The organism is Streptomyces sp. NPDC002690 (assembly GCF_053592415.1).
The window spans coordinates 1-26546 of the sequence record NZ_JBSFVR010000070.1; the positions used below are offsets into that span (position 1 = coordinate 1).

At 71.1% G+C, this 26546-nt stretch carries 23 protein-coding genes; 10 read left to right on the forward strand and 13 right to left on the reverse strand.

Features of this window, described 5'->3' with window-relative positions:
• Window positions 1-127: 127 nt before the first annotated feature.
• Entirely contained in the window at window positions 128-871 is a 744-nt protein-coding gene (ppgK, locus tag ACWD3D_RS12180; RefSeq protein ID WP_451460800.1) for a polyphosphate--glucose phosphotransferase, read from the forward strand.
• 61 nt (window positions 872-932) lie between these two features.
• Here the strand turns inward: ppgK and ACWD3D_RS12185 are convergent, their stop codons facing one another.
• On the reverse strand, window positions 933-1670 hold the full coding sequence (locus ACWD3D_RS12185) for a DUF6542 domain-containing protein (RefSeq protein WP_451460801.1): 738 nt from the start codon (window positions 1668-1670) through the stop codon (window positions 933-935).
• A gap of 284 nt (window positions 1671-1954) precedes the next feature.
• Here ACWD3D_RS12185 and ychF point away from each other — a divergent pair, with 284 nt between their 5' ends.
• Window positions 1955-3043, forward strand: coding sequence for a redox-regulated ATPase YchF (gene ychF / locus ACWD3D_RS12190; protein ID WP_451460802.1), 1089 nt, complete (start codon window positions 1955-1957; stop codon window positions 3041-3043).
• 112 nt (window positions 3044-3155) lie between these two features.
• On the opposite strand, the gene ACWD3D_RS12195 is transcribed toward ychF, so the two are convergent.
• The 7 genes from ACWD3D_RS12195 to ACWD3D_RS12225 all read right to left on the reverse strand — a co-directional run bounded on the left by ACWD3D_RS12195 (window position 3156) and on the right by ACWD3D_RS12225 (window position 11190).
• Entirely contained in the window at window positions 3156-3737 is a 582-nt protein-coding gene (locus ACWD3D_RS12195; RefSeq protein WP_451460803.1) for a Uma2 family endonuclease, read from the reverse strand.
• 318 nt (window positions 3738-4055) lie between these two features.
• Entirely contained in the window at window positions 4056-5396 is a 1341-nt protein-coding gene (locus ACWD3D_RS12200; protein WP_451460804.1) for a hypothetical protein, read from the reverse strand.
• The gene (locus ACWD3D_RS12205) at window positions 5393-7372 is read right to left on the reverse strand and encodes a hypothetical protein (protein WP_451460805.1); all 1980 of its coding nucleotides are present in this window, start codon (window positions 7370-7372) and stop codon (window positions 5393-5395) included. The genes ACWD3D_RS12200 and ACWD3D_RS12205 overlap by 4 nt, the downstream gene beginning before the upstream one ends.
• Window positions 7369-8163, reverse strand: coding sequence for a toll/interleukin-1 receptor domain-containing protein (locus ACWD3D_RS12210; RefSeq protein WP_451460806.1), 795 nt, complete (start codon window positions 8161-8163; stop codon window positions 7369-7371). The genes ACWD3D_RS12205 and ACWD3D_RS12210 overlap by 4 nt, the downstream gene beginning before the upstream one ends.
• Window positions 8164-8469: 306 nt before the next feature.
• A complete protein-coding gene (locus ACWD3D_RS12215; RefSeq protein WP_451460807.1) occupies window positions 8470-9717 on the reverse strand; it encodes a helix-turn-helix domain-containing protein in 1248 nt (415 codons plus the stop codon).
• A gap of 367 nt (window positions 9718-10084) precedes the next feature.
• On the reverse strand, window positions 10085-10813 hold the full coding sequence (locus tag ACWD3D_RS12220; protein ID WP_451460808.1) for a HEAT repeat domain-containing protein: 729 nt from the start codon (window positions 10811-10813) through the stop codon (window positions 10085-10087).
• Window positions 10810-11190 (reverse strand): CPCC family cysteine-rich protein, encoded by a 381-nt coding sequence (locus tag ACWD3D_RS12225; RefSeq protein ID WP_451460809.1) that lies wholly within the window; start codon window positions 11188-11190, stop codon window positions 10810-10812. The genes ACWD3D_RS12220 and ACWD3D_RS12225 overlap by 4 nt, the downstream gene beginning before the upstream one ends.
• Before the next feature lie 598 nt (window positions 11191-11788).
• Here ACWD3D_RS12225 and ACWD3D_RS12230 point away from each other — a divergent pair.
• Complete coding sequence (locus tag ACWD3D_RS12230; protein WP_451460810.1) at window positions 11789-13207, forward strand: ATP-binding protein; 1419 nt, start codon at window positions 11789-11791, stop codon at window positions 13205-13207.
• A gap of 30 nt (window positions 13208-13237) precedes the next feature.
• On the opposite strand, the gene ACWD3D_RS12235 is transcribed toward ACWD3D_RS12230, so the two are convergent.
• From ACWD3D_RS12235 to ACWD3D_RS12250, 4 genes are all read right to left on the reverse strand, one after another.
• A complete protein-coding gene (locus ACWD3D_RS12235) occupies window positions 13238-13858 on the reverse strand; it encodes a hypothetical protein (RefSeq protein WP_451460811.1) in 621 nt (206 codons plus the stop codon).
• A 107-nt stretch (window positions 13859-13965) separates the two neighbouring features.
• Window positions 13966-15258 carry a PP2C family protein-serine/threonine phosphatase gene (locus tag ACWD3D_RS12240; protein ID WP_451460812.1) on the reverse strand — a complete coding sequence of 431 codons (1293 nt, stop codon included), beginning with the start codon at window positions 15256-15258 and terminating at the stop codon, window positions 13966-13968.
• Entirely contained in the window at window positions 15255-16058 is an 804-nt protein-coding gene (locus tag ACWD3D_RS12245) for an alpha/beta fold hydrolase (protein WP_451460813.1), read from the reverse strand. Before ACWD3D_RS12245 ends, ACWD3D_RS12240 begins: the two co-directional genes overlap by 4 nt.
• Before the next feature lie 97 nt (window positions 16059-16155).
• A complete protein-coding gene (locus ACWD3D_RS12250) occupies window positions 16156-18843 on the reverse strand; it encodes a discoidin domain-containing protein (RefSeq protein WP_451460814.1) in 2688 nt (895 codons plus the stop codon).
• 147 nt (window positions 18844-18990) lie between these two features.
• Here ACWD3D_RS12250 and ACWD3D_RS12255 point away from each other — a divergent pair, with 147 nt between their 5' ends.
• Entirely contained in the window at window positions 18991-19476 is a 486-nt protein-coding gene (locus ACWD3D_RS12255) for a cupin domain-containing protein (RefSeq protein WP_451460815.1), read from the forward strand.
• A 7-nt stretch (window positions 19477-19483) separates the two neighbouring features.
• Here the strand turns inward: ACWD3D_RS12255 and ACWD3D_RS12260 are convergent, their stop codons facing one another.
• Window positions 19484-20620, reverse strand: a complete 1137-nt coding sequence (locus tag ACWD3D_RS12260; protein ID WP_451460816.1) for a pyridoxal-phosphate dependent enzyme — start codon at window positions 20618-20620, stop codon at window positions 19484-19486.
• 345 nt (window positions 20621-20965) lie between these two features.
• Here ACWD3D_RS12260 and ACWD3D_RS12265 point away from each other — a divergent pair, with 345 nt between their 5' ends.
• From ACWD3D_RS12265 to ACWD3D_RS12290, 6 genes are all read left to right on the forward strand, one after another.
• Window positions 20966-21718 carry a GntR family transcriptional regulator gene (locus ACWD3D_RS12265; protein ID WP_451460817.1) on the forward strand — a complete coding sequence of 251 codons (753 nt, stop codon included), beginning with the start codon at window positions 20966-20968 and terminating at the stop codon, window positions 21716-21718.
• 266 nt (window positions 21719-21984) lie between these two features.
• On the forward strand, window positions 21985-23784 hold the full coding sequence (locus ACWD3D_RS12270) for a purine-cytosine permease family protein (protein WP_451460818.1): 1800 nt from the start codon (window positions 21985-21987) through the stop codon (window positions 23782-23784).
• Window positions 23785-23992: 208 nt separating this feature from the next.
• Window positions 23993-24193: an SPOR domain-containing protein gene (locus tag ACWD3D_RS12275; protein WP_266708603.1), complete on the forward strand. Its 201-nt coding sequence runs from the start codon at window positions 23993-23995 to the stop codon at window positions 24191-24193.
• Between the two features lie 224 nt (window positions 24194-24417).
• On the forward strand, window positions 24418-24819 hold the full coding sequence (locus tag ACWD3D_RS12280; RefSeq protein ID WP_451460819.1) for an NUDIX hydrolase: 402 nt from the start codon (window positions 24418-24420) through the stop codon (window positions 24817-24819).
• Window positions 24820-24971: 152 nt separating this feature from the next.
• Window positions 24972-25412 (forward strand): ATP-binding protein, encoded by a 441-nt coding sequence (locus ACWD3D_RS12285; protein ID WP_451460820.1) that lies wholly within the window; start codon window positions 24972-24974, stop codon window positions 25410-25412.
• 190 nt (window positions 25413-25602) lie between these two features.
• A partial coding sequence (locus ACWD3D_RS12290; RefSeq protein ID WP_451460821.1) for a PAS domain-containing protein occupies window positions 25603-26546 on the forward strand: 944 nt, incomplete at its 3' end.

The window sequence follows — 26546 nt, forward strand, 5'->3', positions numbered from 1 at the left end:
GGCGTAGTAGCCGAGCTTGAGGCCGTGGCCCTTGATAGGAGCGTTCTACGCGCATCCAACAGGACCTTTACGTACGTACCGGCCGCTCGGGGCGTGCGGGACGCCCGCTGCCCTTACCGTGGTGCCCATGGAGATCTTCGGCGTGGACATCGGCGGTTCAGGGATCAAGGGCGCCCCCGTGGACCTGGATCGTGGGGACTTGGCGCAGGAGCGCCACAAGGTGCTGACACCGCACCCGGCGGTACCCGAGGGTGTCGCCGACTGCGTGGCCGAAGTAGTCGGCCACTTCGACTGGTCCGGACCGGTCGGTATCACCTTCCCCGGCGTGGTCACCGACGGCGTCACCCGTACCGCCGCCAATGTCGACAAGGGCTGGGTCGATCTGGACGCCCGCGCGCTCCTTTCCGAGCGGCTCGGCTGTCCCGTGACGATCCTCAACGACGCGGACGCGGCGGGCGTCGCCGAGATGACCTTCGGCGCGGGCAAGGGCCGCAAGGGGACGGTCATCGTGCTCACCCTCGGCACCGGCATCGGCTCCGCCGTCTTCACCGACGGGCAGCTCGTGCCCAACACCGAGCTGGGCCACCTGGAGCTGAACGGCCACGACGCCGAGAAGCACGCGTCGACCAAGGCCAAGGAGGACAACGACCTGAGCTGGGAACACTGGGCGCACCGGGTGCAGAAGTACCTTGCCCACGTGGAGATGCTGTTCTCGCCCGAGCTCTTCATCATCGGCGGAGGGGTGAGCCGCAAGGCGGAGAAGTTCCTGCCGCTCATCAAGCACGTACGCGCGGAAATGGTCCCGGCCCAGCTGCAGAACAACGCCGGCATCGTCGGCGCGGCCATGGCGGCCCGCGCGGCGGGGAAGTAGTCCGCCCCTCCCGGTACGGGCAGGGCCCGGCCCGCCCCCCGGGGGCTCGTGCTCCTTGCTTCTACGCCTGCGGGGTGCGGCGGGCCGTGCTCCGTCCCACGGGACCGCCGCGCACCCCGGAGGCGGGGCGGGCCTTCGCCGGACGAGGGTGCCCGCCCCGGCCGGGCCGGTCCTCCGGGCCCGGGTCGACGCCCGCCTTCCGGTCCCCGGCAGCCGGAGACGCGGCGGGCCGGAGCGCCTTCGCGGCGAGCAGGACCTGCCGTTGCCGCATCTGCCGCACCTTGCGCACCGTTGCGATCACCCCGGCGACCAGGGTGCCCCCGTACAGCCAGCCCGCGTGCACCGCGAGCGCGGTGACGACCGCCATCAGCCGGCCGCCGAACCCGCCGTCGCCCCCGGCCACGGGCAGGACGCCGACCGCGAAGGCGATCGGCACGCTGATCGGCGCGGTCACCAGGTCGGCGGGCCGCACCCAGAGCGCCGTCAGCGCGCTGACGGGCACGAACAGCACCCCGTAGGCGAGCACGGACGAGTCGAACAGCAACCGGACCAGGCAGGCCAGTACGAACATCACCGCGGTGGCGAAGAGCCCCGCACCGACTCCGGTCAGCCGGGGGGCGGGGAGCCTGCGCAGCGCGAGCACCACGGGAGGGACGCTCCGCCGCGCGCCGGGCGTACCGACCACCCGGTAGACGGCCGAACTCTCGGCGAGAGGGGCGCCACCGCCCTGAGGGACCGGGGCCACCGAGGGCTCCTGGGGCTGCCTGCGCTGCGGGGGACGAGTCCTGTGCTGCTCCACCTGGACAACGTAGGTCGCGGAACCGGGTGAATCAGGCATTGAACACGCGCTTTGGCCGAGCTTGGGGCTGCGTTCGACGTCACACGGCCGAATGAGGCCCCTGTTCGGCGTTCGGCTCCGGCGGGAGGCCGCCGCCGCTTCCTCCGCCGCTTCCTCCGGCGCTTCCTCCGGCGCCGTGACGGCACGGTCGGCCCCGCCCGTAAACTGGAGAATCGGTCCACTGCCGGGCCCGGCCCGGCACGCTCCGCCCCTGTGCCCCGTCCTCACTCCAGGAAGTCGCCAACGTGTCGCTCACGATCGGAATCGTCGGTCTGCCGAATGTCGGCAAGTCGACCCTGTTCAACGCCCTGACCAAGAACGACGTACTGGCGGCCAACTACCCGTTCGCCACCATCGAGCCGAACGTCGGCGTGGTCGGCGTGCCCGACCCCCGGCTGAACACGCTCGCGGGGATCTTCAACTCGCAGAAGATCCTCCCCGCCACGGTCGACTTCGTCGACATCGCCGGGATCGTGCGGGGCGCCAGCGAGGGCGAGGGCCTGGGCAACAAGTTCCTCGCGAACATCCGTGAGTCCGACGCGATCTGCCAGGTCATCCGTGCCTTCAAGGACGAGAACGTCGTCCACGTCGACGGCAAGGTCTCGCCCAAGGACGACATCGAGACGATCAACACCGAGCTGATCCTCGCCGACCTCCAGTCCGTCGAGAAGGCCGTCCCGCGCCTCACCAAGGAGTCCCGCCTCCAGAAGGAGAAGGTCGCCGTCCTGGCCGCCGTCGAGGAGGCCCAGAAGATCCTGGAGTCCGGCCAGACGCTCTTCGCCGCCGGCATCACCGCCGCCACCGAGAAGGGCCGGCTCCTCCACGAGCTGCACCTCCTCACGACCAAGCCGTTCCTCTACGTCTTCAACGTCGACGAGGACGAGCTGGTCGACGAAGAGTTCAAGGACGCCCAGCGCGCTCTGGTCGCCCCGGCCGAGGCCATCTTCCTCAACGCCAAGATCGAGTCCGAGCTCATCGAGCTGGACGACGACGAGGCCCTGGAGCTCCTCCAGTCCATGGGCCAGGAAGAGCCCGGCCTCGCCACCCTCGGCCGCGTCGGCTTCGACACCCTCGGCCTCCAGACCTACCTCACGGCAGGCCCCAAGGAGACCCGCGCCTGGACGATCAAGAAGGGCGCCACGGCCCCCGAGGCGGCCGGTGTGATCCACACCGACTTCCAGAAGGGCTTCATCAAGGCGGAGATCATCTCCTTCGCCGACCTGGTCGAGACCGGCTCCGTCACCGAAGCCCGCGCGAAGGGCAAGGCCCGCATGGAGGGCAAGGAGTACGTCATGCAGGACGGGGACGTGGTGGAGTTCCGTTTCAACGTGTAGTTGCTTCGTTGCTGCATGTTAGGCATTTTCCTCGAATATGCAGCTCAGATGGGGTCGGACTCTGGCGGGGCCGACCCCATTCGTATGCCCGTGCTGATGTGTTGCTGACTCTTCAGCCGCTTCGGGGCGGCGTGAGCTTGCCGAGGTCCAGGCTGATCTCGAAGGGCACCCGGCGTTGGAGGGCGCCCCGGAAGATCCCGGCGGGCGCGTACGCGCCGGTGGGTTCGTCGAGCTCGTAGACGTGGACGACGGGTGCCCCGTCCTCGTCCTCGATGCACCAGTAGTGCGGGATGCCGGCCTCCGCGTACTTGCGGAGTTTTACTGTGCGATCGCGATGGGCGGACTCCGGGGAGACGACCTCGATGACGAGCTGGACGTCCTCCGGCGCGAACCAGGTACGGTCGCCGTCGAAATCGGCCGTCGTTACCAGCAAATCCGGCTCGGGGCGGTTGCGCGGGTCGAGTTTGATGGTCATCTCGCGGCTGACTCTGTTGTCGGCGGGCGCCTGCTCCATGAGTGCAATGGTGAGCATGGTGACGAGGTGGCCGTGCCACCATCTCTGGGGCGACATCATGAAGACGAGGGCTCCGTCGATCAGCTCGGTGTGGCGAGGTGCCTCGGGGAGGCGGTCGAGATCCTCCGCGAACCAGCCTTCCGCGCGCGGCGGGCGCATCCAGTCGGGCAGTGCGGTCATGGCCTCACGGTAACGCCTGCGGCCCGGGCCAAGGGCGAGTGGAGTTCCGAGGAAGCGACTCGGCCGTCCGCATCGCCATAGTGTGGATCTTTGCGGCGGCACCATCGTGAACCTCGAAGTGACGAGGTATCCGTCATCACGGCGGTCATTCGGCCGTGCTGAACACGTGCTGGACGCAGCTTTTGCAATGAGGAAGGGCTGCTGGAGTGACCGGATCAGGCGATGGGCTTGCCCGTGTCTCGGGACAGGAATAGGAAAAGGCTCCCCTTGCCGTGTGGGCGGCGAAGGGGAGCCTCGGAGAACCGACCGTCTACCGGATCAGTAGTCGGCCCCGTCGTCCTCGGCCTGTGTGCGGGGTTCGGTGGGCCGGTGTGGGCTGTGCGAGGGGTCCCAGAGGTGTGCAGACGACACGTCGTCCTCGCCAGTCTCCCACTGGCCCCGGTTCCGTTCGTTTGAGCTGCTCTCCGCCGCCCAGGACGTGAACGTGCCCGCGTCGGCATACGGGTCCGCGGCCGTGTCGGTGAACGGCGGGCCCTCGGGAGCTGGAGAGCGGGGCGGCCAGAACCCCGTGGTGTTTCCTTCGTCCGAAGGCCCGCCCTCTGTGTCCTCGTCAGGTGCCAGGCCAAAGGCCCGTCTGATCTCCTCTGCGGCCTCGTCCAGCCCCTCCGCTTTCAGGAACCGCATCACGCGGTGTACCAGCACCGTGTACCCGTCCATGTCCGGCTTGAGGCCCGCAGCCGTCAGCAACAGACGCAGCCGGTCCGGGACCCCCACTTCCTCCTCGCGTTCGAACACCTGCCCTCCAAGGCCGCCCTCGTCCCACAGGGGTCCCCCGACGGTTGCCTCGTTCCGCACGCCCACGGGCGGAACGAGCAGGTGGCGGAAGAGCTCGGGCACTTCCTCGTCGTTGGCCGCCGCCGCGATCTGGGCGAGCGGGCCGATCATGTGGACCGCCTTCTCGATCTCGTTCTCGTGGCGGGCCAGCCACCACACCACCGCGCTGCCCGCACTCTTGAGTACGTCGTCGCCGAGGTAGCGCCGTTTGTTGCGCTCGTGCTGGCGCTCGTACTCCCAGACCTCCTCGTCCTTGCGAAGGTCGTTCAGCTTCCGCAGGCGCTCGCGGTCGGCGGGAGCGAGGGTCAGCGTCACATCGGCCGCCAGCGCCTCCACCCGTTCGTTCCGGTCCGGAAGCAGGATGCCCAACTCCCCCTCCAGGAGGTACTGCGCGAAGCTCGCCCGGCCGGGCTCCTCGTGGCGGGCGACCTCCCGGGCCCGGCTGACGACCGAGGACGCGGCGAGGGCCGGGAACGCGTCGTCGGACCGGCTGGTGTGGTCAGGGAGGGGCTTCCACCAAACGGTGGCGGAGAAGAGGAAGTCGTAGCCGTCCGTAGCGCTCGGCAGCGCCGCGTCGATCACCCGTGTCTCCTGGTACGGCTGCTCCACCGGTGCCGCGGGAGGCTCGGGTTCTTCGGACTCGTACGGGTCGGCCGACGCGCGGCCACCGGTGAGCACCGTCATCACGAGCAGCAGGGAGCCCGAGACCGTGACCATGGACATGAAGCCCCATAACCATGCCGACCAGTGCAGCAGGCTTCCGAGCACAGCCGGTGCGAGGCCGCAGAGAGCGACGAACAGCAAGCTGGGAAAACGGTGTCTCATCGTGCCTCTTCCATGGTCCTTGGTCCGGTGTCGACATGCTCCGGACGTCCGTACTGCACGTGGTCGATGTACTGCCAGAAGAGGACGGCGACTGCCGCCCGGGACGGGTGGATCGCGGACCCCGCCCAGCCGCAGGCGATGGCGTAGAGGCGGTGGAGGGCGGCCGCGCGGCCGCACGTCGCCCCGACCATCACGTCCAGTGCCATCTTCCGTGTTCTGCCGTCCGCCACGGCGTCCAGCCAGCTGCTCACCAACGGGCTCCAGAGCTCGGTCGGAGGCTGGGAGAACACCGTCTTCCAGCCCAGGAACAGGTCCGGCCAGTGTGGTGGGTTCGGTACCCGGTCGCTCCGCAACAGCTGTGTGAGAAGCTGGAGATGGGGCTCCGCTCCGCGCGGGTCCCGATGTGCCCGGTCCCGCAATCGGCCGATCAGCAGTCGGTAGAGCCGGCGGTCACGGCCGACGAGGTCGAGGAGTGCCCCCCGGGCCTCGCGCGCCTCCTCCCCTTTCCGTACGGCCAGGTAGTGGAGCCGTACCACCGCCTGATCCGGGTGCGTCGCGGCGAGACTCCGGGAGCAGGCGACGGTCAGGACACGGGCGAGACCGTCCGACAAGGAGCCGGATCTCACGACGCACTCGTACATCCGCTTGCGGAACCATCCGCCGAACCTCTCGTGGCCGAGACCGAGTTCGAGGGCCGCCACGGCTCTTGGATCACAGGGTGTCCCGGTCGTGCGATCCGCCCAGCGCACCACGAGGGCGAACAGGTGGTCGGGCCGTCCGACGGCCAGGGCTTGCTCACCGAAGTGGACGGCGACGTTCACCCGGTCGTCGGTGGTCAGACCACGCAGCCCGGCGGCGCGACCGATCCAGTCCCTGAGGTCGTCGCGTACCCCCGGGAAGTTCGCCCAGAAGTACGTCCGTACCGCGTCGGCGTAGGCGAGCCGTTCGAAACGGAGCCGTCCGTCCGGATCCCGCTCGATTCCGAGCCCCGTCAACCGCTCTCCGAAATCAGTCCGCGCGAGTTCGGTCGTCGTCTCCTCCTCGTGCCTCACCGTCTTCATCAGGCCGTGCCACGCCTCGTAGACGATGTCGGCGCGGGCCTCCTCGAACATCGCCGTCGCGAGCAGCAGGGTCCGCTCGGGTGCGGTGCGGACCGCGGCCACCTGTAGGCCCACCTCACCGGCACGGTCGGTCACCGCGTGCATCGCCTGGTCGAGCCACCCCGCGAAGTCTGCGCCGAACCGACCGCTGTCGCGAGCGGCCCTCACCAGTCCCGCGAGCCGGGCCAGTTCCCGCATGGGGGAGCGATCACACAGGTGCTGGAAGCCGGCGCTCCCCAGGTCCGCGGGGCGGAAGGGCATCCGGTCCATGCGGAGGTATCGGGTGACGACGGCGATGCCTCGGGGGCGCTCCAGCTTCACCGTGTGCGCTTCGAAGTCCGGTGCATGGGCATGTTCCATGCCCGACGGCAGGACGACGACCATGTGGGCCCCTGCCTCCTGGACCTGTGACCGGCGCACGGCCAAGCGTCGCTGGGCCTTGTCGTACGTCTCCTCGTCGGCGACTCCGGAGAGGTCGAGGAGGAAGCGGTCTCCCTCACCGGGGGTGAACGGGCTCTCGTCCTTGGCCGTGGCGGGAAGCTCCTCGAACCGGACCCCTTCTTGAGCTGCGTACCCGTCCTCACCGAACCCGTGCAGCAGCATGATCGCCGCCGCGCGGCGGCCGCTGCCGGGCGGTCCTTTCAGCAGCACCACCGACCCGGGTTTCTCCAGACGGTCGGCGGCAACGCGGTAGCCCACCGGCGGAACGAACCGGTCGGCCAGGCGCACCCGGTCCTCGTAAGCGATCCGGAGGGACTCGACCCCTTTGCGGATCATCCAGTCTGCGCCTGCGCCGTAGAAGACGTACTGGTGCCCCTCGCCGTTGTTCACCGGGCCGCGCGGATCATTGACGGTGACGCGGTCCTGCTCGGTCATCGTCCGTCGTCCGAGTGCCGGCGCTCGCGTTCGAAGCGCTGATGGACCGTACCGCTGTTGTCGCCCGCTGTGAACTGGACCCCAGTGTTGTCGCCCTCGAAGTGCGGCGCGTTGTACTGATGGCCCCGACCGGTGTTCACCGGCCCCTGTGGCTCGTTGACGAAGGTGCCGGACAGGTCCCCATTGAGGTTTCCGATTCCGCCGCGCACGCGCTGCTCGACGTCGCGCGTCCGCATCCTGGTGTGCCCAGTGTCGCGGGCCGACTTCTCGCGGGACTTCGCCTCCGCCAGCTCTGGCACCGCACGGGCGTTCCGGTCCGCCTCGCCCAGCTCGGGCAGGAGCCGGGCGAGGGTGTCGCCGAGCGCCGTCAGGTCCGACTCGGCGTTGCGGTGGTCGAATCGCCTGTATTGGCAGTCCGCCAGCTCCAGCAGATCCTCCGGGAGGACGGCGCGGTCGATCCTCGTCGCCTTTCCGACGAGCACGGGAATCACCAGGACCCCGCGGTCGAGCGCGGTCCGGATCTCGCGACGGGTCCAGTCCTGCTCGGCTTCGAGGGCGGGTCGACCGTCGGCCCCCCGGACTTCCGCCCAGCGCGGGCCGATCACGGCGAGGAGGGCCTCGCACTCTTGGACCGCCCTGACCAGTTCCGCCGGGAATCGGCTTCCGGGCTCGATCGAGTTGCTGGCGAAGAAGATCCGCTCGGCGCCGAACCGCCGGGCGAGGTCCCGAGCGACCATGGTCGCTGCGGATTCCTCGTCACCTGTGCGGTAGTTGACGAAGACGTCGGGCATGAAGGTTCCCTTCGTGAGAGAAAAACGGGGTGAACGGAACCGGGCGGACCGGGGCTCCGGTCCGCCCGGGCCGTAAGGTCCCGACCGTGTGACGGCATGCCGCATCCACGGCAGGAGGTGCGGGGAGGGAGGGGCGTCGCCCGACGCGTCACTGGCCGCGGGCAGGCCGAAGAGGCCGGGGCGCGATGCGACGCGTCGGGCGGGAATCAGAGGGACCTGCCGGAGATCGTGGGATCCGGAGGGCTGGAGGACCGGGTAGTCCGGCGAGCCGGACGGCTCGAGCCGGTGCCGGTAGTGGGGCCGACGTCAGCCGTGCGTGGGGGCGAGTACCCGTGCCAGCGCCGGTTGAAGATCGCGTACGGCCCGGCTGCTCCGGAACCGGGAGAGTTCCCGCGCGAGACGCCGGACGTCGCTGTTCACCGTCGCCGAGGGCACGGCCGGCATCACCCCCAGGAGATCCCCGGCGATCGCGCACGCGTGCTCGACCTCCCCGGAGGCGGCATGGGCCAAGGACCGGCGGAAGCCGTACCGGGCGCGGGTGCGCAACGCGTGCGCCGGGAGGCGGCGGTACTCCCGGTCGAGTACCTCGGCAGCGGCCCTGGGACGGCCGAGGTCGTACAGGCACCAGCCGGTCGACATCGCCGCCGGATCGCTCACATGGGCGGTACCGATCACGGGCTCGGCGCCGTTGCGAGCGTCGTCGCTGGCGAGCAGTTCCCGCGCCCTGTCGAGGCTGCGGAGGCAGTCGACTTCGTTGCCGACGAGCGCGTGCCCTTGGGCCTCCCGTTGGGCCGCGAGTCCCCGGATGCGCGGCGGGAGTTCGCTGCTTTGGGCGCGGCAGGCCAGGGTGACGGTGCCGACGGCGTCTCCGCCGTACATGGTGACCAGGGCGCGCCTCACCAGTGCGTAGGAACCGAGGTGAGGATCACCCCCGGCGTGCGCCAGCTCGGCGGCCTCTCCCGTCCAGCCGAGTGCCGCGTCGTCGTCCCCTGCTTCTTGTGCCATCCAGCCGGTGAACTCCGCGAACCGCGAGGCGAGCAGGAGCGTGGGTGCCCGGGAAGCGGACCGGGCGTCGGAGGCCAGCCCGGCGACCATGCGGGTCTGCGTCTCCAGCAGGGGCAGCAGGATCTGGGGGGCGGTGGATTGACCGAGCTTCCGCAGCTGGTCGAACTGCATGCGGTAGGAGGTCAGAAGGGGGTTGTCGGCGGAGGGCAACGCCTGGCCGCCGAGTTTCAGGCCGAGGTCGACCAGCGCTCCCGTACCCGCCGAGAGGACCGCCCGGCGCCCGACGAGCCAGCGGCTCGGACCGGCGGGGGATTCGGCGGTGTCCGAGTCCGCCTCCGGGCGTGTGACCAGGCGCTGCAGATCGCCGTCCGCGCCGAGGAAGGCGTCGCACCGCCGGGCCAGTTCGGGGGACGCGGAACGTTCTCCGCGCTCGACCTTGCTGAGGTACCCCTTGTCGTAGTTGAGGGCCGCGGAGAACTCGGTCAGAGTAAGTCCCGCTTCTAGTCGCAAACGGCGAAGTTCCGGGCCGAAACCTAAAGTCGTGCTCATCTTCAACCTCCCCTTGAACGGTGACCGCGAGAGCCGTCTGCCCTCATGGAAGCCGTCATCGGACGATCATCGGGCGACACGAAACCTGACAACGAGCACTTGCTGTAACGGAGTCGTGTCTCTTCGCGTCCGAAGGTGAGTCTGGCATGACGCGTGCTCGGAGGATCGGGGTTCGGCGGTGTTGCCCGTTGCCTCTTCAGTCCTCCGCTGTTCTTCACCCGCCCCTCTAAGTGACCGGGATCGACCATGATCGGTGCAAAGTGATCAATAGTGACGAGATTGTGGACGGAGTCCAGCCGTTCACGAGGTCACAGCGCTCGATCGCGCAGCCGTAGCCGATCTCCTCGGGGCGCTGGGACGGCATCGGTCACCTCTCCGGGTACAGGTCGGTACGGTCGATCCAGGTGGGGGCGACGAAGATGTTGCCGGTGGGGGCTTCTGAGGCTTCCAGCAGGGACCAGGTGCGGGACCCCACGACCAGGTGCCCCCAGGGCGCGGTCCAGTCGAGTTCCCAGTCCAGGCCGGGGCCGGAGACGCCGTAAGTGCGGCCGGCGTCCACTAGCCAGAACTGGGAGTAGAGGATCGCCTGGGCGTGGTCGGCCAGGTCGTCGATGATCTCGGTGAAGTGGGTCGGGGGCCAGCCCGGGGCGTTGTCTGCCGCGGTGGTTCGTAGGCGCGCGGTGAACGGTGGGACGACGGGGGTGCGGGCGCCGAGTTCGGTCAGGGCCCAGCGGATGCCTTCCGGCTCGCTCCAGTCCGGTGGCGTCGCTCGTTGCAGGCAGGCGTGATAGGTGCGGCGCACGGGCTCGACCGCTCCGTCGATCTTCAGGCTCGCCAGGGTCATCGCCGCCCATTCCCGGACAGTCGAGTCGTCGCTGCGCAGGAGGGCGATGAGGACGAGGCCACAGCGCGGGTCCGCCACCTCTTCGAAGATCTCGATGGCGGTCAGCTGCCCGAAGCCGCCGAGGGAGGGCAGTCCGTCGATGAGGGCGGGGATGGCGTCGGAGCCGACTCCGATTAGTTCCGCACGGGCGTCGTACGACGGGCCGGTCGAGTCATCGAGCTGCTGGATGAGTTTCTCGATGTGGGCGGTCATGGGTGGTCCCGTCGCCAGAAGCTGGGCAGCGACCAGCAGAGCATCGAGCGGTCGTCGGGCCACGGGGCGCGGTCCTCGGCCGTCCAGTCCTCGAAGGAGTCCCGGGGCAGATCGATGGGGCGCCAGGCGGGGTCGAGCGGCTCGTTCTCGGCAGGCGGGCGGACGAATCGCCGACCGTGCTCGTCGCAGGCGCCGAAGTCCTGGTAGTTCCGCTGGGCCTCGATCAGGGAGACCTTGTTCGCCCCGCCTGCCATGGTTGGCCAGCGGAACTGGACCCCGTCGTCCTCCCAGAAGCAGACGGGGCGGATCTCGTACGAGTCGGGCATCGCGTCCAGCACGCGGTGTCCGCAGCACGGGCAGGGGTAGGAGTCGCTCACTTGCGCAGTCTCCTCGGAGGTCCCGCCGGTGTGCCGTGCATTTCTCTGCCTGGGGTGCCTGGCCAGTCCGCAGTCAGTCCGCACGACACCCGTAAACGGCCGTCGGGAGCCAACGCGTGCCAACCGGAAAATCCCAGGTCAGAGCCCTGTGTGAGGCTCCGCCGCAGTCAGGATCAGCCCGCAGACATTCCGTTTCAACGTGTAGTCACGTCGTCACCGCAAGCCGGCTGGTTCGTCAAGTCTGCGGGTGGCAAGGGGCCGGCTCTTTCGGGAGTCGGCCCCTTGCCGTTTTCTTGTTGGACAGGTGCTGAATGTTCTGATGCATCGCCACCTTCGCCCCCTCGGGTGTCTCGAGTCGCAAGCATTCCGGGCATCGGTAGAGGAGGAGTCCTCCTCGTCGAGGACGTGCGGGAGGAAGGGATCGGGGGCGGCGTCAGCGGCAGGGGCGAGAAGGCGGTCCAGGGCTTCCTGCTCGGTGGCCTGGAAGTTTGTCCTCTGTCTCCATCCTCGTACCGCGCCGTCCGGCAGGCCGACGCGATAATGCTAACGTTGATGTTACTCATGTGAATGTTAGTAACATGCATGGAGGTTGATGGTCGTGGCGGACTTCGTGGGCCGGCGCCAGGAGCTGGCGGCGCTGGAGCGAGAGCTGGGGAAGGTGGCGGCAGGGGTCGGCGGGGAGCGGCCCGGTCGGTGCGTGCTGTTGCGCGGGCGGCGCCGGGTGGGCAAGTCGCGACTGGTCGAGCGCTTCGCGGAGCGCTCCGGAGCCCCGTTCCTGTTCTACGCGGCGACCGGCGCGTCCCCGGTGGACGATCTCGCGCGCCTGGCCAGGGACGCCCAGGCGTCGACGCTTCCGCTGGCCCACCTCGTGGCCGCCTCGCGGCCGGAGAGCTGGGACTCCGCGTTCGACGTGCTGGCCGCAGCGCTGCCCGCCGACCGGACCAGCGTGGTGGTCATCGACGAGGTGCCGTATCTGATGGACGCCGGCGGCGCCTTCGAGGGGATGCTGCAACGGGCCTGGGACCGGGTACTGGAGACCAAGCCGGTCCTCCTCGTCCTCATCGGCTCGGACCTGTCGATGATGGAGACCCTGAACGCCTACGGGCGCCCCTTCCACCAGCGGGGCCGGGAAATGGTTCTGGGGTCGCTGAACCCTGCCGAGGTCGGACAGATGCTCCAACTGGAGCCGGCGGAGGCCTTCGACGCCGCTCTGGTCACCGGCGGGCTGCCGCTGATCTGCGCGGAATGGCCGCGAGGTGCCGGGCTCTGGGACTTCCTCGGCGAGGCGCTGAGTGACCCGCTCTCCGCCCTGCTGGTGTCGGCCGAGCGGTCGCTGGCCGCCGAGTTCCCCCCGCAGGCCCAGGCGCGCACGGTGTTGGGAGCGATCGGCAGCGGCGAGCGGACGTTCACCAACATCGCCCGCGCGGCCGGTGGAATCGGGGCCACACCTCTGTCGCGCGCGCTGGCACTGCTCACGGACAAGCGCGTCGTCGCCGCGGAGCTTCCCGTGTCGCCGCGCCCGTCGAAGGACCGACGCTACCGGGTGGCCGACCCTTACTTGCGGTTCTGGCTCCACCTGCTCGGGCCGTCCATGGAGGAGATCGAGCGCGGGCGCGGCGATCTCACCCTGGCGCGTGTCCGGGAGAACTGGACCAGCTGGCGTGGACGCGCCGTCGAGCCCCTCGTCCGAGAGGCGCTGGCGCGGATACTGCCGGACGACCGGCTGCCCGCAGCCCCTGCGGTGGGTGGTTACTGGACCCGTACCAACGACGTCGAGATCGACATCGTCGGGGCGGACCGGGGCCCCGTCGCCAAGGAACTGCTCTTCGTCGGCTCCATCAAATGGCTGGAGCGGTCGCCCTTCGACCGGCACGACCTGGCGGCCCTCCATCGGCATCGGGCCGCCCTCACCGACGCACCCGTTCCCGTCGTGGCGGTCTCGCGCAGCGGAGTCGACTGCACGGGAGTCGATGCCGCCTACGGTCCCGGCGATCTGCTGACCGCCTGGCCCGTGTGAGGGGCGGAACGCAGAGGGTGCCGGAGGGGTCTACGGGGCGAGCGCCGTGGTGATCTCGGGGGTGAGGGGACGTCCGGCGAGGACGTGGCGGATGGCGTCGAGGGGGACGGGGCGCTCGTAGTAGTCCTCGAAGTACGACTGGACGGCCTCGGGGGAGCGGTCGGTGAGGAGGCGGAAGAGGTAGGCCGAGCCGTCCGGGTCCTCGACGCCGGGCGGGAAGTCGATGGCCGAGCCGGTCCGCCACTGTGTGTCGTCCAACGTGCGCCACAGGCAGGTGGTCACGCGGGGGACGTCGATGTCCTCCTCGCGGAAGGCGGGTTCGTCCAGCAGCGGTCTCAGCACGGCGGGCACCTCGTCGATGACGCCGGGCCAGACCTCCTCGTCGTCCGTCGCGTACGGGCTCATCCTCGACTCGTGGTCGAAGCCGCGTATGAGCACGCCGGACGGGGTGAAGAGGACCGAGAAGTCGTCCCCCGAGCCGTTGTCCATCAGGGCGGCCTCTTCGCCGGGGCCCCAGTTGGCGTGGAAGCCGTAGCAGCAGTACTGCGGGTCGTCGCCGATTGTCGCGTCTAGGACGGCCAACGCGCGCAGGTGGGAGCGGAGTTCGTCGGGGCCGGGGAGACGGGCGGCGGTTTCGCGCAGAGTGCTCATGACGTCAGGGAAGCAGCAGCCACTGACAGTGGCCCGGCCCGGCCCGGCCCGGTCGGAGGGGAAGCGTGCCGAGAGCCCGGTCCGTGACGAGGGGCGTACCCGGGGCTTCAGGCGGAGGACTTCGGCCCGTCCGCACCCCGGCCGGTCGCCCCGACGGCCGGAACGCCCAGCGCGAGCAGCGCCGTGTCGTCGTTGACGCCCTCGCCGAAGCTGTCCAGCAGGCCGGTCAGCGCGGCGATGACGGCGTGGGCGGGTTCGCCGGCCCGGCTCCGGGCGAAGTCGCGCAGCGCCTCGTCGCCGTAGAAGCCGGTGCCGTCCGGGCCGGTACGGGCCTCGGTGAGGCCGTCGGTGTAGAGGAGGAGGGTGTCGCCGGGGGCGAGCCGGGTGTCGGCGGTGACGAACTCCGGATCGGGCAGAACGCCCACCAGGAGGCCGCCGGGGGTGGGCAGGTAGTCGGCGCGGCCGTCGGCGCGCAGGACCAGCGCCGGCGGGTGACCGCCCGACGCGAGGTGGACGTCGACCTCGCCGGCTGCGGGGCCGGGTTCGAGTACGCCGAAGACGGCGGTGCAGTAGCGGGGGTCCGGGCCGCCGGAGTAGCGCTCGTACAGCACCGTGTTGAGCGTGGAGAGCGCCGATACGGGATCGGGGTCGTGCAGGGCCGCGGCGCGCAGGGTGTGGCGGGTCAGCGCGGTGACGGCGGCGGCCTGGGGGCCCTTGCCGCACACGTCGCCGAGGAAGAAGGCGAAACGGGTGGCGTCGACCGGGAAGACGTCGTAGAAGTCGCCGCCGAGCCGGTCGGGGGAGGCGGTGTGGTAGTGCGCGGCGGCCTCCATGCCGGGGACCGGCGGCAGGGTGTCGGGCAGCAGCGCCTGCTGGAGCACCGCGAGGGCGTCCTGGAGCCTGGCGCGGTCGTCCTGGGCGCGCCGGGTGGCTTCCTCGGCCGCTCGGCGCGCCCGCAGGAGTTCCTCCTCGTAGCCGCGGCGGTCACGGGAGTCGAAGACGGTGACGCGGATCAGCAGCGGGTCGCCGGCGGCGTCGTGTTTGACCACGGCCGAGACGAGCACCGGCATCCGCCCCCCGTCGGACTGCCTGATGTCGAGGGCGATGCCGCCGAGCCGGCCGCGCATGCGCAGCAGCGGGGCGAAGTGCGTCTCGTGGTACAGCCTGCCACCGACGGTCAGCAGGTCGACGAAGCGCATCCGGCCCACCACCGCCTCCCGCGCGAGGCCGAGCCAGTCCAGCAGGGTGGTGTTGATCTTGGCGATCGTGCCGTCCATCAGCGTGGACAGATATCCGCACGGAGCGCTCTCGTACAGTTCCTCGGCGCTGGGCTCCAGGAGCGCCGTGAACGCGTCGGCTCCGGGGGACGGATCCGGTTGCGGCCCCGCCCGGTCCGTCATCCCAGGCCGGCCAGGAACTCGGTGATCGCGGCGTTGGTGGCGTCGGGCGCCGACAGCTGGGGGCAGTGGCCGGTCGCGTCGAGCGTGACCAGGACCGAACCGGGAACGGCGCGGTGGACGTACGCGCCGACCTCCGGCGGGGCGATCATGTCCTGGGCGCATTCCAGGACCAGCGTCGGCACCGTCACGCCCGCCAGGTCGGCGCGGCTGTCGGACAGGAAGGTGGTGCGGGCGAAGACGCGCGCCATGTCCGGGTCGGTCGCGCAGAAGCTGTCGGTCAGTTCCTGGCCCAGAGAGGGCCGGTCCGGGTTGCCCATGATCAGCGGTGCCATCGTGGCGGACCAGCCCAGATAGTTCAGCTCCAGCGAGGCCAGCAGTTCGTCGATGTCCTCGGCGCTGAAGCCGCCCCGGTAGCCGTCCTCGTCGATGTAGCGGGGCGAGGGGGTGACCATCACCAGCGCGCCGATCCGGTCGGGTGCCTCCCGCGCCGCCAGGACCCCGACCATGGCGCTGACCGAGTGCCCCACGAACACCGCCCGCTCCAGATCCAGCTCCTCGCAGACCTCCACCACGTCCTGGGCGTACCCCCGCATGGACGAGTAGCGCTCCTCACTCCACTCCGAGAGGTCGGAGCCGCCCGACCCGACGTAGTCGAAGAGCACCACCCGGTAGTTCTCGGCCAGAGCGGGCACGGTCAGGCGCCACATGTTCTGGTCGCACCCGAAACCGTGCGCCAGCACCACCACGCGCCCCCGCGGGTTGCCGGTGACGGTGACGTTGTTCCTGCGCCGGATGTCCATGTCGGCCATCCTCCCAGCACCGGCGGCAGGCTTCGACCCGGAAAGCGCGGGAGTTCCGGTGGACCGGGCAGCCCCGGGCGGAGTCCTTCCTGCCGTTCTACCGAACCCCCAGCTCCGCGATCCCCGCCGGCTTCGCCGGGTCCGCCGATACCACCGTCACCCGCACCTCGCGGGCCGTCGCGCCCGGGGCGTACGGGTGCCAGGAGCGGCCGTCCGCCGAGGTCTCCACGGTGTGGGCGGCGGGCGGTACGGCGCTCCACACCGGGTCCACCGAGGTGATCCGCAGCGCGTGGTCCAGCCGGACCGTCAGGGTGCCGGTGGCCCCGTCCGGTGACCATGCGGTGGCGGGGGAGCCGTCCACCGCCGCCTCGGCGTAGAGCCCGGGGGACTCGGAGTCGGCGGTGGCCGGGCGGCAGCGGGCCAGGTCGTCGGTGGGAACGGGACCAGGGCGGAGGGTGGGAACGGGACCAGGGCGGAGGGCCGGAGCGGGACCAGGGCGGAGGGCGGGGGTCAGATCAGGGCGGCGGGTGGGGAGCACCAGGGTGCCGGACAGGCGCCTCGGCCCCGCCGGGGTGTGCACGGTGAAGGGCGCGCCGGACGTCAGCCGGACCGTGGTGGTGGCGGGCCCGAGCGCGACGTCGTAGGTGCGGCCCCCGTACCGCAGCCCCTTCAGGGTGACGCCCGCGCGCAGTTGGGGCGGCAGGACCGGGTCCAGCCGGATGCCGTCCTCGCGCAGCCGCAGTCCGGTCAGACCGTGGGTGAAGACCTGGAGGAAGCCGCCCTTGCCGGTGAGGAAGTCCTCGGCGGGGAACCCCGACAGCGGGTCCGAGGCACCGGACTTGGCGCCGCGCGCCTCGGAGAACAGGCCGAACGGGCCGCGCATGAAGGGGCGTACGGAACGCTGGAGGTAGGTGTACGTGACGCATCCCGGCTCCCCGATGGCGGCGGCGTCGATCGCGTGCACCGAGTCCGTCATGGCCGGGCCGTCCGGATCGGTGCGGGCGGCGTAGAAGTCGAGGGTCGCGGCGGCGGCGCCCGGCTCCATGGGCCACTCCAGCGGGTATTGCAGCAGCACCGTGTCGGCCTGCTTGATCGTCGAGCCGGTGTACCCCGCGTACTGGAGGTAGATCCGGCGCTCCGGGTCGTACGGGATGCGCAGCCCGTCCGCGACCCGCTGCCAGGCGTCGGGGGCCGGGCGGCCGAGGAGGGCCGCGGCGCGTACGGCTTCGCGCAGGGCGGTCGCGGCGACCGCGTTGGTGTAGACCCCGTCGGTGACGCCGTTGCTGTACTCGTCGGGACCGGCGACGTTCACGATCGACCAGCTGCCGTCCGGGTTCGCGGTCGCCCGGGAGGCCCAGAAGTCGGCGATTCCGCTCAGCAGTGGCCAGCCCCGCTCCGCCAGCCAGGCGCGGTCGCCGGTGGCCAGCCAGTACTGCCACACCGCGATCGCCACATCGCCCTGGAGGTGGTTCTGGGTGAGGCAGTGCGGCGGGTCCCAGCTCTGGCACTCGGAGTCGAGACGGCCCCGGCTCGCGCTGGTCCACGGGTAGAACAGCCCGTCGTACCCCAGCTTCGCGGCGTTCGCGCGGGCCGCGTCCCGGGTGCGGTAGCGGTACTCCACCACGGTGCGGGCGAGCTCGGGGCGGGTGGCCAGCAGCCCCGGGTACATCCATGTCTCGGCGTCCCAGAAGATCATGCCCGCGTAGTTGTCGCTGGTCGCACCGGCCGGGGCCACGCTGTCCGAGGCGCCGGTGCGGGTGGCGGACAGCAGCCCGTACTGGGCCGCCCGCAGCCACCGCTGGAGGTCCGGGCTGCCCGGCACCAGCACGTCGGACGACCAGTCGCGGCGCCACACGGCCGCGCTGTCGGCCAGCACCCGCGCCCAGCCGCGCCCGGCGGCCCGCCGGGAGGCCGCGCGCGCCGAGGCGAGCGGGGTGCGCGAGGTGAGGGCGGTGTCGACGCCCACGTACTTCTCGACGGTGTACGACCGCCCCGCGCGCACCCGCAGGTCCCGGACGAGCCCCGGGCCCGCGTCCGGCCGCAGGGTCTGGACGACCGCGCCGTCCACTCCGGTGCCGTGCGTGCGGAAGGTCCCGTCGGCCGCCACCGTCATCCGGCGCGCGCCCCGCCCGTCGAGCCGCCCGGTGACCGTCGCGGTGCCGGTCCACCGGGGCGTCAGCGTCAGGCGTACGGCACCGGCGTGCACGTCCGAGCGGTCCGTGAGCACCTCGTACACCAGGTCGGTGGCCCTGCCGTCCGCCGTGGTCCACCGCAGGGAGGTGCGGACCAGCCCGCAGCCGAGGAAGAGGGTCTGGCGGTAGTCCGAGATCCGGCCGGGCGGGGTGTCGGCGCCGAAGGTCTCCGGTCCGACGCGGAGGTCGAGCGGGGTCCAGCTCGGCAGCGCGGCGAGCACCTCGCGCCCCTCGGTGGTGCCGGGCTCGGACCCGTACAGCCCGGTGACGAACGCCCCGTCGTAGCGCGGGGTGTACAGCGGCCAGCCGGTCTTCTCCGGGCGGACCGCGTAACCGGCCCCGGCCGGCGGGACACGGTGGCCGAGGTAGCCGTTGCCGACGTACGGGTCGTACCCCTCGGCCTCGCCGAAACGGGTGGAGGTCATTTCCCACGCGGCGTCAGCGACGCCTGGAGGGGCGGCGGTCCGGGCGTCGCGTGCCGCGCAGGAAGAGGGGGCCGCTCCGGCTCCGTGGGCGGCCACGGGTCCCGGGGCTACGATCAGGGCCGAAACGGTGGCCAGGCAACCGACGAGGGAGGTGCGCGCATGTCTCACCCGTACGAAAATAGGGACGCGACCGGCGTGCGCCCGGCACGGCGCGCCTGACGCCGCGCAAGGCGAGCGGGCGGCCGACGGGCCGTCCTCCGAACGGAGCAGCCGGGCCGTGGGAGCCCCGGTCCGGCGCGTGAGAAGGCGGGGACCATGTCCTACCCGGAACCGGTGTACAAGGACGGCCAGGGTGTCGTCAGCGCCACCTACCGGCCGGCGGGCGCCGCCGCCGAACTGGCCGCCCCGAACGGCAACCGCACCCACTACCTGGCCAAGGGCACCGCCACGGACGGCGCGTTCGGCCTCTACCGGGTGGACATGGCACCCCGGGCGGGCGGCCCCGCCACCCACTTCCACCGGGCGATCTCCGAGTCCTTCTTCATCCTCGGCGGCACCGTGCGGATCTACGACGGCGAGCGGTGGATCGACGCCACCGAAGGCGACTTCGTGCACGTCCCGCAGGGCGGACTGCACGGCTTCCGCAACGACGCCGACGCGGACGCCTCGATGCTCCTGCTCTTCGCCCCGGGGGCCCCGAGGGAGGAGTACTTCGAGAAGGTGGCCGAGGCCGTCCACTGGTCCGAAGAGGAGCGCGCGGAGTTCTTCATCAAGCACGACACCTACTGGGTGGGCGACTGACGCACCCTCACGCGGCCATCCCCGTCTTGAGTCCGGCCCCGCACACCGGGACGACGACGGTCCCCCGCGTCCACCCGCCGACCGCCGCCCAGCAGGCCACGGCCGTCGTCTCCGCGTAGAGCCCGCGCCGGGCCAGGTCCCGTTGCGCCTCGCGGATCTGCTCCTCCGTCACCGTGAGGAAGGTGCCGCCGGACTCGCGTACGGCGTGCAGGATCTGCGCCGCGCGCGGCGGGTCCGCGATGGCGATGCCCTCCGCGAGGGTCGGCGCCGGGGTGACCGGGCGGAGCGGTGAGTCCGCACCGGCGTGGAAGGCGGCGGCCAGCGGGGAGACCGCCTCCGCCTGCACGGCGATCAGGGCCGGCCGCCGGCCGATGAGCCCCTGCGCGAGGAGTTCGGCGGTGGCGAGGGCGGCACCGAGCAGCAGGGTGCCGTTGCCGACCGGGACGGCCAGGGCGTCGGGAAGCCGTCCGCCGAGGTCCTCCCAGAGTTCGTACACGTACGTCTTGGTGCCGTGCAGGAAGTACGGGTTGAAGACGTGCGAAGCGTAGAAGGTGCCCGGTTCCCCGGCGGCGGCGCGGGCCGCCAGCGCCGTCGCCGTACGGTCGCCGGGGACGATCTCCAGCCGTGCGCCGTGGGCCCGGATCTGCTCGGTCTTCTTGGCCGAGGTGCCCTCGGGGACGTACACCGTGCAGGGCAGCCCGGCGCGGGCGCAGTAGGCGGCGACCGAGGTGCCCGCGTTGCCGCTGCTGTCCGCGACGACCCGGGACGGGCCGGTGCCGTGCTGGGCCAGACGCCGCGCGAGTTCGGCCAGCATCACCGCGCCCCGGTCCTTGAAGGAGAGCGTCGGCATGAGGTGGTCCAGCTTCGCCGAGACCGTGGCGGTGAGCTCGACCAGCGGGGTGCGCCCCTCGCCGAGCGAGACGGCGGGGTCCGCGAGCGGCAGCGCTTCCCGGTAGCGCCAGAGGGAGTTGACGCGCCGGGCGAGGGCGTCCCGGTCGAGCGGCCCCGAAGGGGTGAAGTCGAGGTCCCACGGACCGCCGCACTCGGGGCAGCACCAGTGCGCGGTGGCGGCGTCGGCCGTGGTCCCGTCCACCGGGCAGCGGTACGGGGGCAGGGGCGGGGTCGGGGGCGCGGTCACGGGCATGGGGCCAGCCTGCCAGCCGGTGGGGGCGGCCCGGGGGCGGCCCGGCCGGAAAGAGGCGTGCCGTCCGGCGGGCCGCGCACGTTCCGCACACGGCGTCGCGGGCGACGGGCCCGAGTGCGCCGGGGCCCTTCCGAGGGAAGGCACGTGTCACTTCGTGCGGCCCATGGGGCTTGCGGGGGGCGCCAAGTGGGCAGAGAACGGCCGGAAGAGCTGTGGTGATGGCAGTCCGGGTATGCGTCGAGCACCCCCGAATCACCACTTCGAGTGAAACTCTGGCCATTGCTTGTCTCGGGCCACTCACGGTTGCGACTCTGTTGCGGTCTGTCAACGTGTTGGGAGTGGCCAGTGACTTTCGGTGAGCAGCCCGCCTATCTGCGCGTGGCGAGCGATCTGCGGGAGAAGATCGTCAAGGGTGCGCTGCCGCCCCATACCCGTCTGCCGTCCCAGGCGCGCATCCGCGAGGAGTACGGCGTCTCGGACACCGTCGCGCTGGAGGCGCGCAAGGTCCTCATGGCCGAGGGGTTGGTGGAGGGGCGCTCCGGCTCCGGCACCTACGTCCGGGCCCGTCCGGTACCCCGCAGGATCGCCCGGTCCGGCTACCGCCAGGGCATCGGAGCCAGTCCGTTCCGGCAGGAGCAGAGCGCGGAGGGTGTGCGCGGCACCTGGGAGTCCCGGAGCGAGCAGGAGGAGGCCGGTCCGGAGGTCGCCGCGCGCCTCGGCATCCAGCCGGGGGAGCGGGTGATGCGCACCCGGTACGTCTTCCGGGACGCGGGCGAGCCGATGATGCTCTCCACCTCCTGGGAGCCGCTCTCGGTCACCGGGCGGACCCCGGTGATGCTCCCCGAGGAGGGGCCGCTGGGCGGCTGCGGGGTGGTCGACCGGATGGCCGCGATCGACATCGTCGTGGACAACGTGACGGAGGAGGTGGGAGCCCGGCCGGGGCTGGCGGACGAGCTCGGTGACCTCGGCGGGGTGCCGGGCCACGTGGTCCTGGTCATCGCGCGCACCTACTACGCGGGCGGCCAGGCGGTCGAGACCGCCGACGTGGTCGTCCCCGCCGACCGCTACCGCGTCGCCTACCACCTGCCGGTGAAGTAGCCGCCGACCTTCCCGTCCTGGCCGACCCACCCGTGCCCGCCCACCCGTGCCCGCCCGCCGCACCGTGCGGTCCCGCCCGCGATGCCTCCCGTCGCGGGCGGCCGACCGCTGTGCGGTGCGGCGCGTCCGCCGGAGGTGACACAGACTTAACCCCCCGTCACCTGCCGTAACTCCCGGGCAACGCCGCGCATGCGCGGCCCGTCACGTCCGGCTCCTACCTTCCGGTCCGTTGCCGCACCAACGACCCGACGGACGGGAAGCCCTCCATGACCGACATCGCACCAGCCACCACGGCCGGGACCCCCCAGTCCCCGCCACCGCGCCCCGAGCCCCGGCGCACCGATCACCCGCATCCCGGGGGTGCGTCCGGTTCCGGCGGGCCTGCCCGCGACTACGCGGCGCTCGCCGCCGACGAGAGCCGCGAGGACTACTCGCTGCGCTACGCCCCGCACTCCTTCCGCCGCTGGTCGCCCGGGACGGTCGCGGGCACCGCGCTCGGCGGCATCGCTTATCTCGCGGACTTCGCGATCGGTGCGTCGATCGTCTTCACCTACGGCTTCACCAGCGGCTTCGCCTCGATCCTGACCGCCGCCGCGATCATCTTCGTCACCGGCATCCCCATCGCCCGCGCCTGCGCGACGTACGGCCTGGACATGGACCTGGTCACCCGGGGCGCCGGGTTCGGCTACTTCGGATCGACGCTGACCTCGCTCATCTACGCGTCGTTCACCTTCATCTTCTTCGCCCTCGAAGGCTCGATCATGGCGCAGGCCATGCACCAGGCGATCGGGCTCCCGGTCCAGCTCGGCTATCTCCTCACCACGCTGATCGTGATCCCGATCGTGTTCCGCGGCATGGGCGCGCTCGCCAAGGTGCAGGCGTGGACCCAGCCGGTCTGGATCATCGGCATGATCCTGCCGTTCCTGGTGCTCGCCTTCGAAGCCCCGGACGCCTGGGGCTCGTTCAGCTCCTTCGGCGGCACGGAGGGGGCCGGATCCGGCTTCTCCTGGATCGGGTTCGGCCTCGGCACCGGGGTGGCGCTCTCGCTGATCGCGCAGATCGGCGAGCAGGCGGACTATCTGCGCTTCATGCCCGCGAAGACCGAGGCCAACAAGCGCCGCTGGAACCTCGCGGTGCTGGCCGCCGGGCCCGGCTGGGTGATCATCGGGGCCGCCAAGCAGCTCGGTGGGGCGTTCCTCGCCTTCGTCGCGCTGGAGGCGGTCGGCAAGACGCACGCACTGGAGCCGATCGCCCCGCAGATCGAGGCGCTGAGGCCCTGGCTCGGCGGGTTCGCCCTGCCGGCCGCGGCGATCTTCGTCATCGTCTCCCAGGTCAAGATCAACGTGACGAACGCCTACAGCGGCTCGCTCTCCTGGTCGAACTTCTTCTCCCGCGTCACCCACCGGCACCCCGGGCGGGTCTGGTACATCTTCCTCAACCTCGCCATCGCGCTCACGCTGATGGAGATGGACATGTTCGCGGCCCTCAACAAGCTGCTGGGCTTCTACTCCAACGTCGGCATCGCCTGGATCGCCGCGGTCGCCGCCGACCTGGTCATCAACAAGCGGATCGGGCTCAGCCCGCCGTACATCGAATTCAAGCGGGCGTACCTGTACGCGGTGAATCCGGCGGGCTTCGGCTCCATGGTGATCGCCTCCACCGTCTCGATCCTGGCGTTTTTCGGCCTCTTCGGTCGCTATGCGGAAGCCTTCTCGACCTTCATCGCCGCAGGGCTCGCGGTGACGCTCTGCCCACTGATCGCCTGGGCCACGAAGGGCAAGTACTACCTGGCCCGGCCCAATCCGGTGAACGGACCGGGCGTCGCGGTCGAGGACATCACCGCCACCCACACCTGCGCGGTCTGCGAGACGGCGTACGAGCTGCCGGACATCGCCGACTGCCCCGCCCACGCGGGTCCCGTCTGTTCGCTCTGCTGCTCCCTGGACGCCACCTGCGGCGATGTCTGCCGGAAGGCGCCGGCCCCGGGACCGGTGCTGATGCCCCTGCCCACGGTCCGGGTGGCCGGTTCCGTCACGGCCGCCGGAGGGGGTTCGCGACCGGTGTGATCGACCCCGCCCGCGGCGCGGTAGGGTCCCGTTCTCCCCTCCGGGGGCGCATCCGCGCGGATGCGCCCCGTGTATGGCCGGTTCCGTATCCCTTTGTGCGATTCCGCATTCGCTGAGTGAAGGTCAGGCGTACGCTCCGGCATATGCGCACAGCGATTTCCTGGGGATCGTCCTATGAGATGTGCAGACCGGTGGGGAGAGGGGCAGCATGCTCGGGAGGAGCACGATGAGTGACAGCGCAGCTGTCCTCCCGTGGCTGGTGATACGGCAGGACATCAACGGCAGTACGTACCGGGTCGGCCGCTACGCCACGCAGGAAGAGGCGCAGAAGGTCGCGGACGGGTTCGACACCCGGGAGCACCAGCAGCTCTACTGGGTCGAACGCGCGGGTGAGACCGCCCGCCCCTGAACGACCCGCGTCCCCGGCGGCCGGGCACCCTCCCTGACCAGGGGGTGCCCGGCCGCTGTCGTACGCCCGGTCGGTGCCGTGTCCGCCCCCGCGCCGGACCGCCTCGGGGTTGTCCCGCAGCACGCGCGCCGGCGCACGCCCCCGGGCTCGGAACGCGCCGCCGCGCGAAGGTAAGGTCCGCCCTGACCGGCCTGATCGCCAGGCCGGGGAACGAAGGCGGAGCGATGCCGGCCCTGATCGACACGGTGGCGTGGGTACGAGTGGAGAGCGGCAGGATTCTCTGCGCGCGGTCGAAGGGGAAGGATGTCTTCTACATCCCCGGCGGCAAACGGGAACCGGGGGAGAGCGACCTCCAGACCCTGCTGCGGGAGGTCGAGGAGGAGCTGGCGGTGACCCTCGATCCGGCGACCGTCGTGCACGCGGGCGTCTACGAGGCGCAGGCGCACGGGCACGCGGACGGCGTGGTGGTGCGGATGAGCTGCTACTACGGCGACTGCGACGGCACTCCGGTGGCGAGCAACGAGATCGACGAGGTCGCCTGGTTCGGCTACGCGGCCCGGCCGCTCGTCGCCCCGGTCGACCAGGTGCTCTTCGACGATCTCCACGCGGCCGGTGTGCTGGCCTGAGGGCCCGTCGGGTGCCCTTTTCGCGGACAGCCGAAGCGGCAGCCTCGTGCACCCGTACGACCTACTTGGTAACGATCTGTGGTAATTCGTGACGAATTCCGGGTATGTCCACACTGACCCCTCGCATGATGAATCCGCTGTCGGCCCCGGGAGTGATCGGCGTGATCGATACGGAAGGCGGCAGCGCCGAGTGGTCCTTCCCCGCGGAGCCGGGCTCCGTACGGGGTGCGCGGAACGCGGTCCGCGAGACGCTGCGGGCCTGGGAGCTCGGTCCGTCGGTCATCGACCTCACGGTGCTGCTCGTCAGCGAGCTGGTGACCAACTCGCTCCGCCACGCCACCGGCCCCATCGGGGTACGCCTGGTGAGGCCCGGCGACACCCGTGCGGACGCGCCGGACGTCACGCCCGACCACCACGGACTGCTGGTGGAGGTGTCCGATCCGCTTCCGGATCTGCCCACCCGGCGCAGGGCCGGCCCCGACGACGAGGGCGGCCGGGGACTCCAGCTGGTGGCCTGTTCCGCACACCGCTGGGGGACTCGTAAGGGAAAGAGTGGCAAGACGGTGTGGTTCGAGCTGCCTCCGTCTGGTTAGGAGTGGAGGGGGACGCACAGCGATCACCTGAGGTCGGGGCCGCCGACGAAGAGGACTGAGACCTTGCTGTGATCGTGAACGCCGTGTCGGGAGTGGCCGTAGTGCTGAATACTGCGCACAGGACCGGTCCGGTGTGTGAGCTGGAGGGGACGGTCGCGTGAGCGAGATACCTGGGACAGCGGGCGACATCGTGTGGCAGAGCAGCCCGCCTGGCTCGATATACGAGTACATCAGGGTTGCCTCCTTCTCGATGGGCCCGGACGGCCTGGTCGAGCAGTGGAGCGGAAGGGCCGCCGATCTCTTCGGCATGGGCCCGGACGAGGTGATCGGCCGCGATCCCGTGGAGGCGTTCATGCCTCCGGAGCTGCGGCGCGGGGGGCACCGGCAGGTCCGCGAGATCCTGGACGGCAAGGAGTGGACGGGCCTCGTCCCGTTCCGGATTCCCGGGGAGCGCGACGTACGCGGGCTCGCCGAGGTCTACGTGATGCCCAGCGTGACGGCCGCCGGGGAACGCGCGGCCCTCTGCATCGTGGTGGACGTGCGGGCGCTGCGCGGCATCGAGACGGACCTCGCCGCCTCGCAGGCTATTTTCGGCCAATCCCCCTTCGGGTTCGTCCTGTTCGGCAAGGACCTCTCCGTGGTCCGCGCGAACGAACGATTCGCCACCGTCTTCGGCGGCATGGCCGCCGACCACCGTGGACGCAGGGCCGAGGACTACCTGACCCGTCCCGAGGCCGACCGGCTGACGGAGACGCTGAAGAGGGTGCTGGCGACCGGGGAGTCCGTCACCGACCTCCGGCTCATCGGTACGGTCCCCGGCGACACCGACCGCCGCCACTGGTCGATGAACCTCTACCGGGTGCACAGCGGATCGGGACGGCCCACCGGGGTCGCGGGACTCGCCACCGACGTCACCAGCCGCCACGTCGCCGCCCGCGAAGCCGCCAGTGCCCGGCGCAATCTCCGGCTGCTGAACGAGGCCAGCGCCCGCATCGGCAACTCCCTCGACCTGGAGACCACCGCCCGCGAACTGCTCGACGTCGCCGTTCCCGGCTTCTGCGACCTCGCCACCGTCGATCTCTTCCCCGCCGTGCTCACCGGCGCCGAGGCCCCGCCCGCCGGCGGCCCCGCGCC

What these genes read in the sequence shown, in the direction of transcription:
- ACWD3D_RS12270 (WP_451460818.1), top strand. Translation starts at nt 21,985, where the DNA reads ATGACCGACATCGCACCAGCCACCACGGCCGGGACCCCCCAGTCCCCG.
- ACWD3D_RS12245 (WP_451460813.1), bottom strand. Translation starts at nt 16,058, where the DNA reads ATGGACATCCGGCGCAGGAACAACGTCACCGTCACCGGCAACCCGCGG.
- ACWD3D_RS12240 (WP_451460812.1), bottom strand. Translation starts at nt 15,258, where the DNA reads ATGACGGACCGGGCGGGGCCGCAACCGGATCCGTCCCCCGGAGCCGAC.
- ACWD3D_RS12220 (WP_451460808.1), bottom strand. Translation starts at nt 10,813, where the DNA reads ATGACCGCCCACATCGAGAAACTCATCCAGCAGCTCGATGACTCGACC.
- ACWD3D_RS12215 (WP_451460807.1), bottom strand. Translation starts at nt 9,717, where the DNA reads ATGAGCACGACTTTAGGTTTCGGCCCGGAACTTCGCCGTTTGCGACTA.
- ACWD3D_RS12260 (WP_451460816.1), bottom strand. Translation starts at nt 20,620, where the DNA reads ATGCCCGTGACCGCGCCCCCGACCCCGCCCCTGCCCCCGTACCGCTGC.
- ACWD3D_RS12280 (WP_451460819.1), top strand. Translation starts at nt 24,418, where the DNA reads ATGCCGGCCCTGATCGACACGGTGGCGTGGGTACGAGTGGAGAGCGGC.
- ACWD3D_RS12205 (WP_451460805.1), bottom strand. Translation starts at nt 7,372, where the DNA reads ATGACCGAGCAGGACCGCGTCACCGTCAATGATCCGCGCGGCCCGGTG.
- ACWD3D_RS12195 (WP_451460803.1), bottom strand. Translation starts at nt 3,737, where the DNA reads ATGACCGCACTGCCCGACTGGATGCGCCCGCCGCGCGCGGAAGGCTGG.
- ACWD3D_RS12235 (WP_451460811.1), bottom strand. Translation starts at nt 13,858, where the DNA reads ATGAGCACTCTGCGCGAAACCGCCGCCCGTCTCCCCGGCCCCGACGAA.
- ppgK (WP_451460800.1), top strand. Translation starts at nt 128, where the DNA reads ATGGAGATCTTCGGCGTGGACATCGGCGGTTCAGGGATCAAGGGCGCC.
- ACWD3D_RS12200 (WP_451460804.1), bottom strand. Translation starts at nt 5,396, where the DNA reads ATGAGACACCGTTTTCCCAGCTTGCTGTTCGTCGCTCTCTGCGGCCTC.
- ACWD3D_RS12255 (WP_451460815.1), top strand. Translation starts at nt 18,991, where the DNA reads ATGTCCTACCCGGAACCGGTGTACAAGGACGGCCAGGGTGTCGTCAGC.
- ACWD3D_RS12275 (WP_266708603.1), top strand. Translation starts at nt 23,993, where the DNA reads ATGCTCGGGAGGAGCACGATGAGTGACAGCGCAGCTGTCCTCCCGTGG.
- ACWD3D_RS12210 (WP_451460806.1), bottom strand. Translation starts at nt 8,163, where the DNA reads ATGCCCGACGTCTTCGTCAACTACCGCACAGGTGACGAGGAATCCGCA.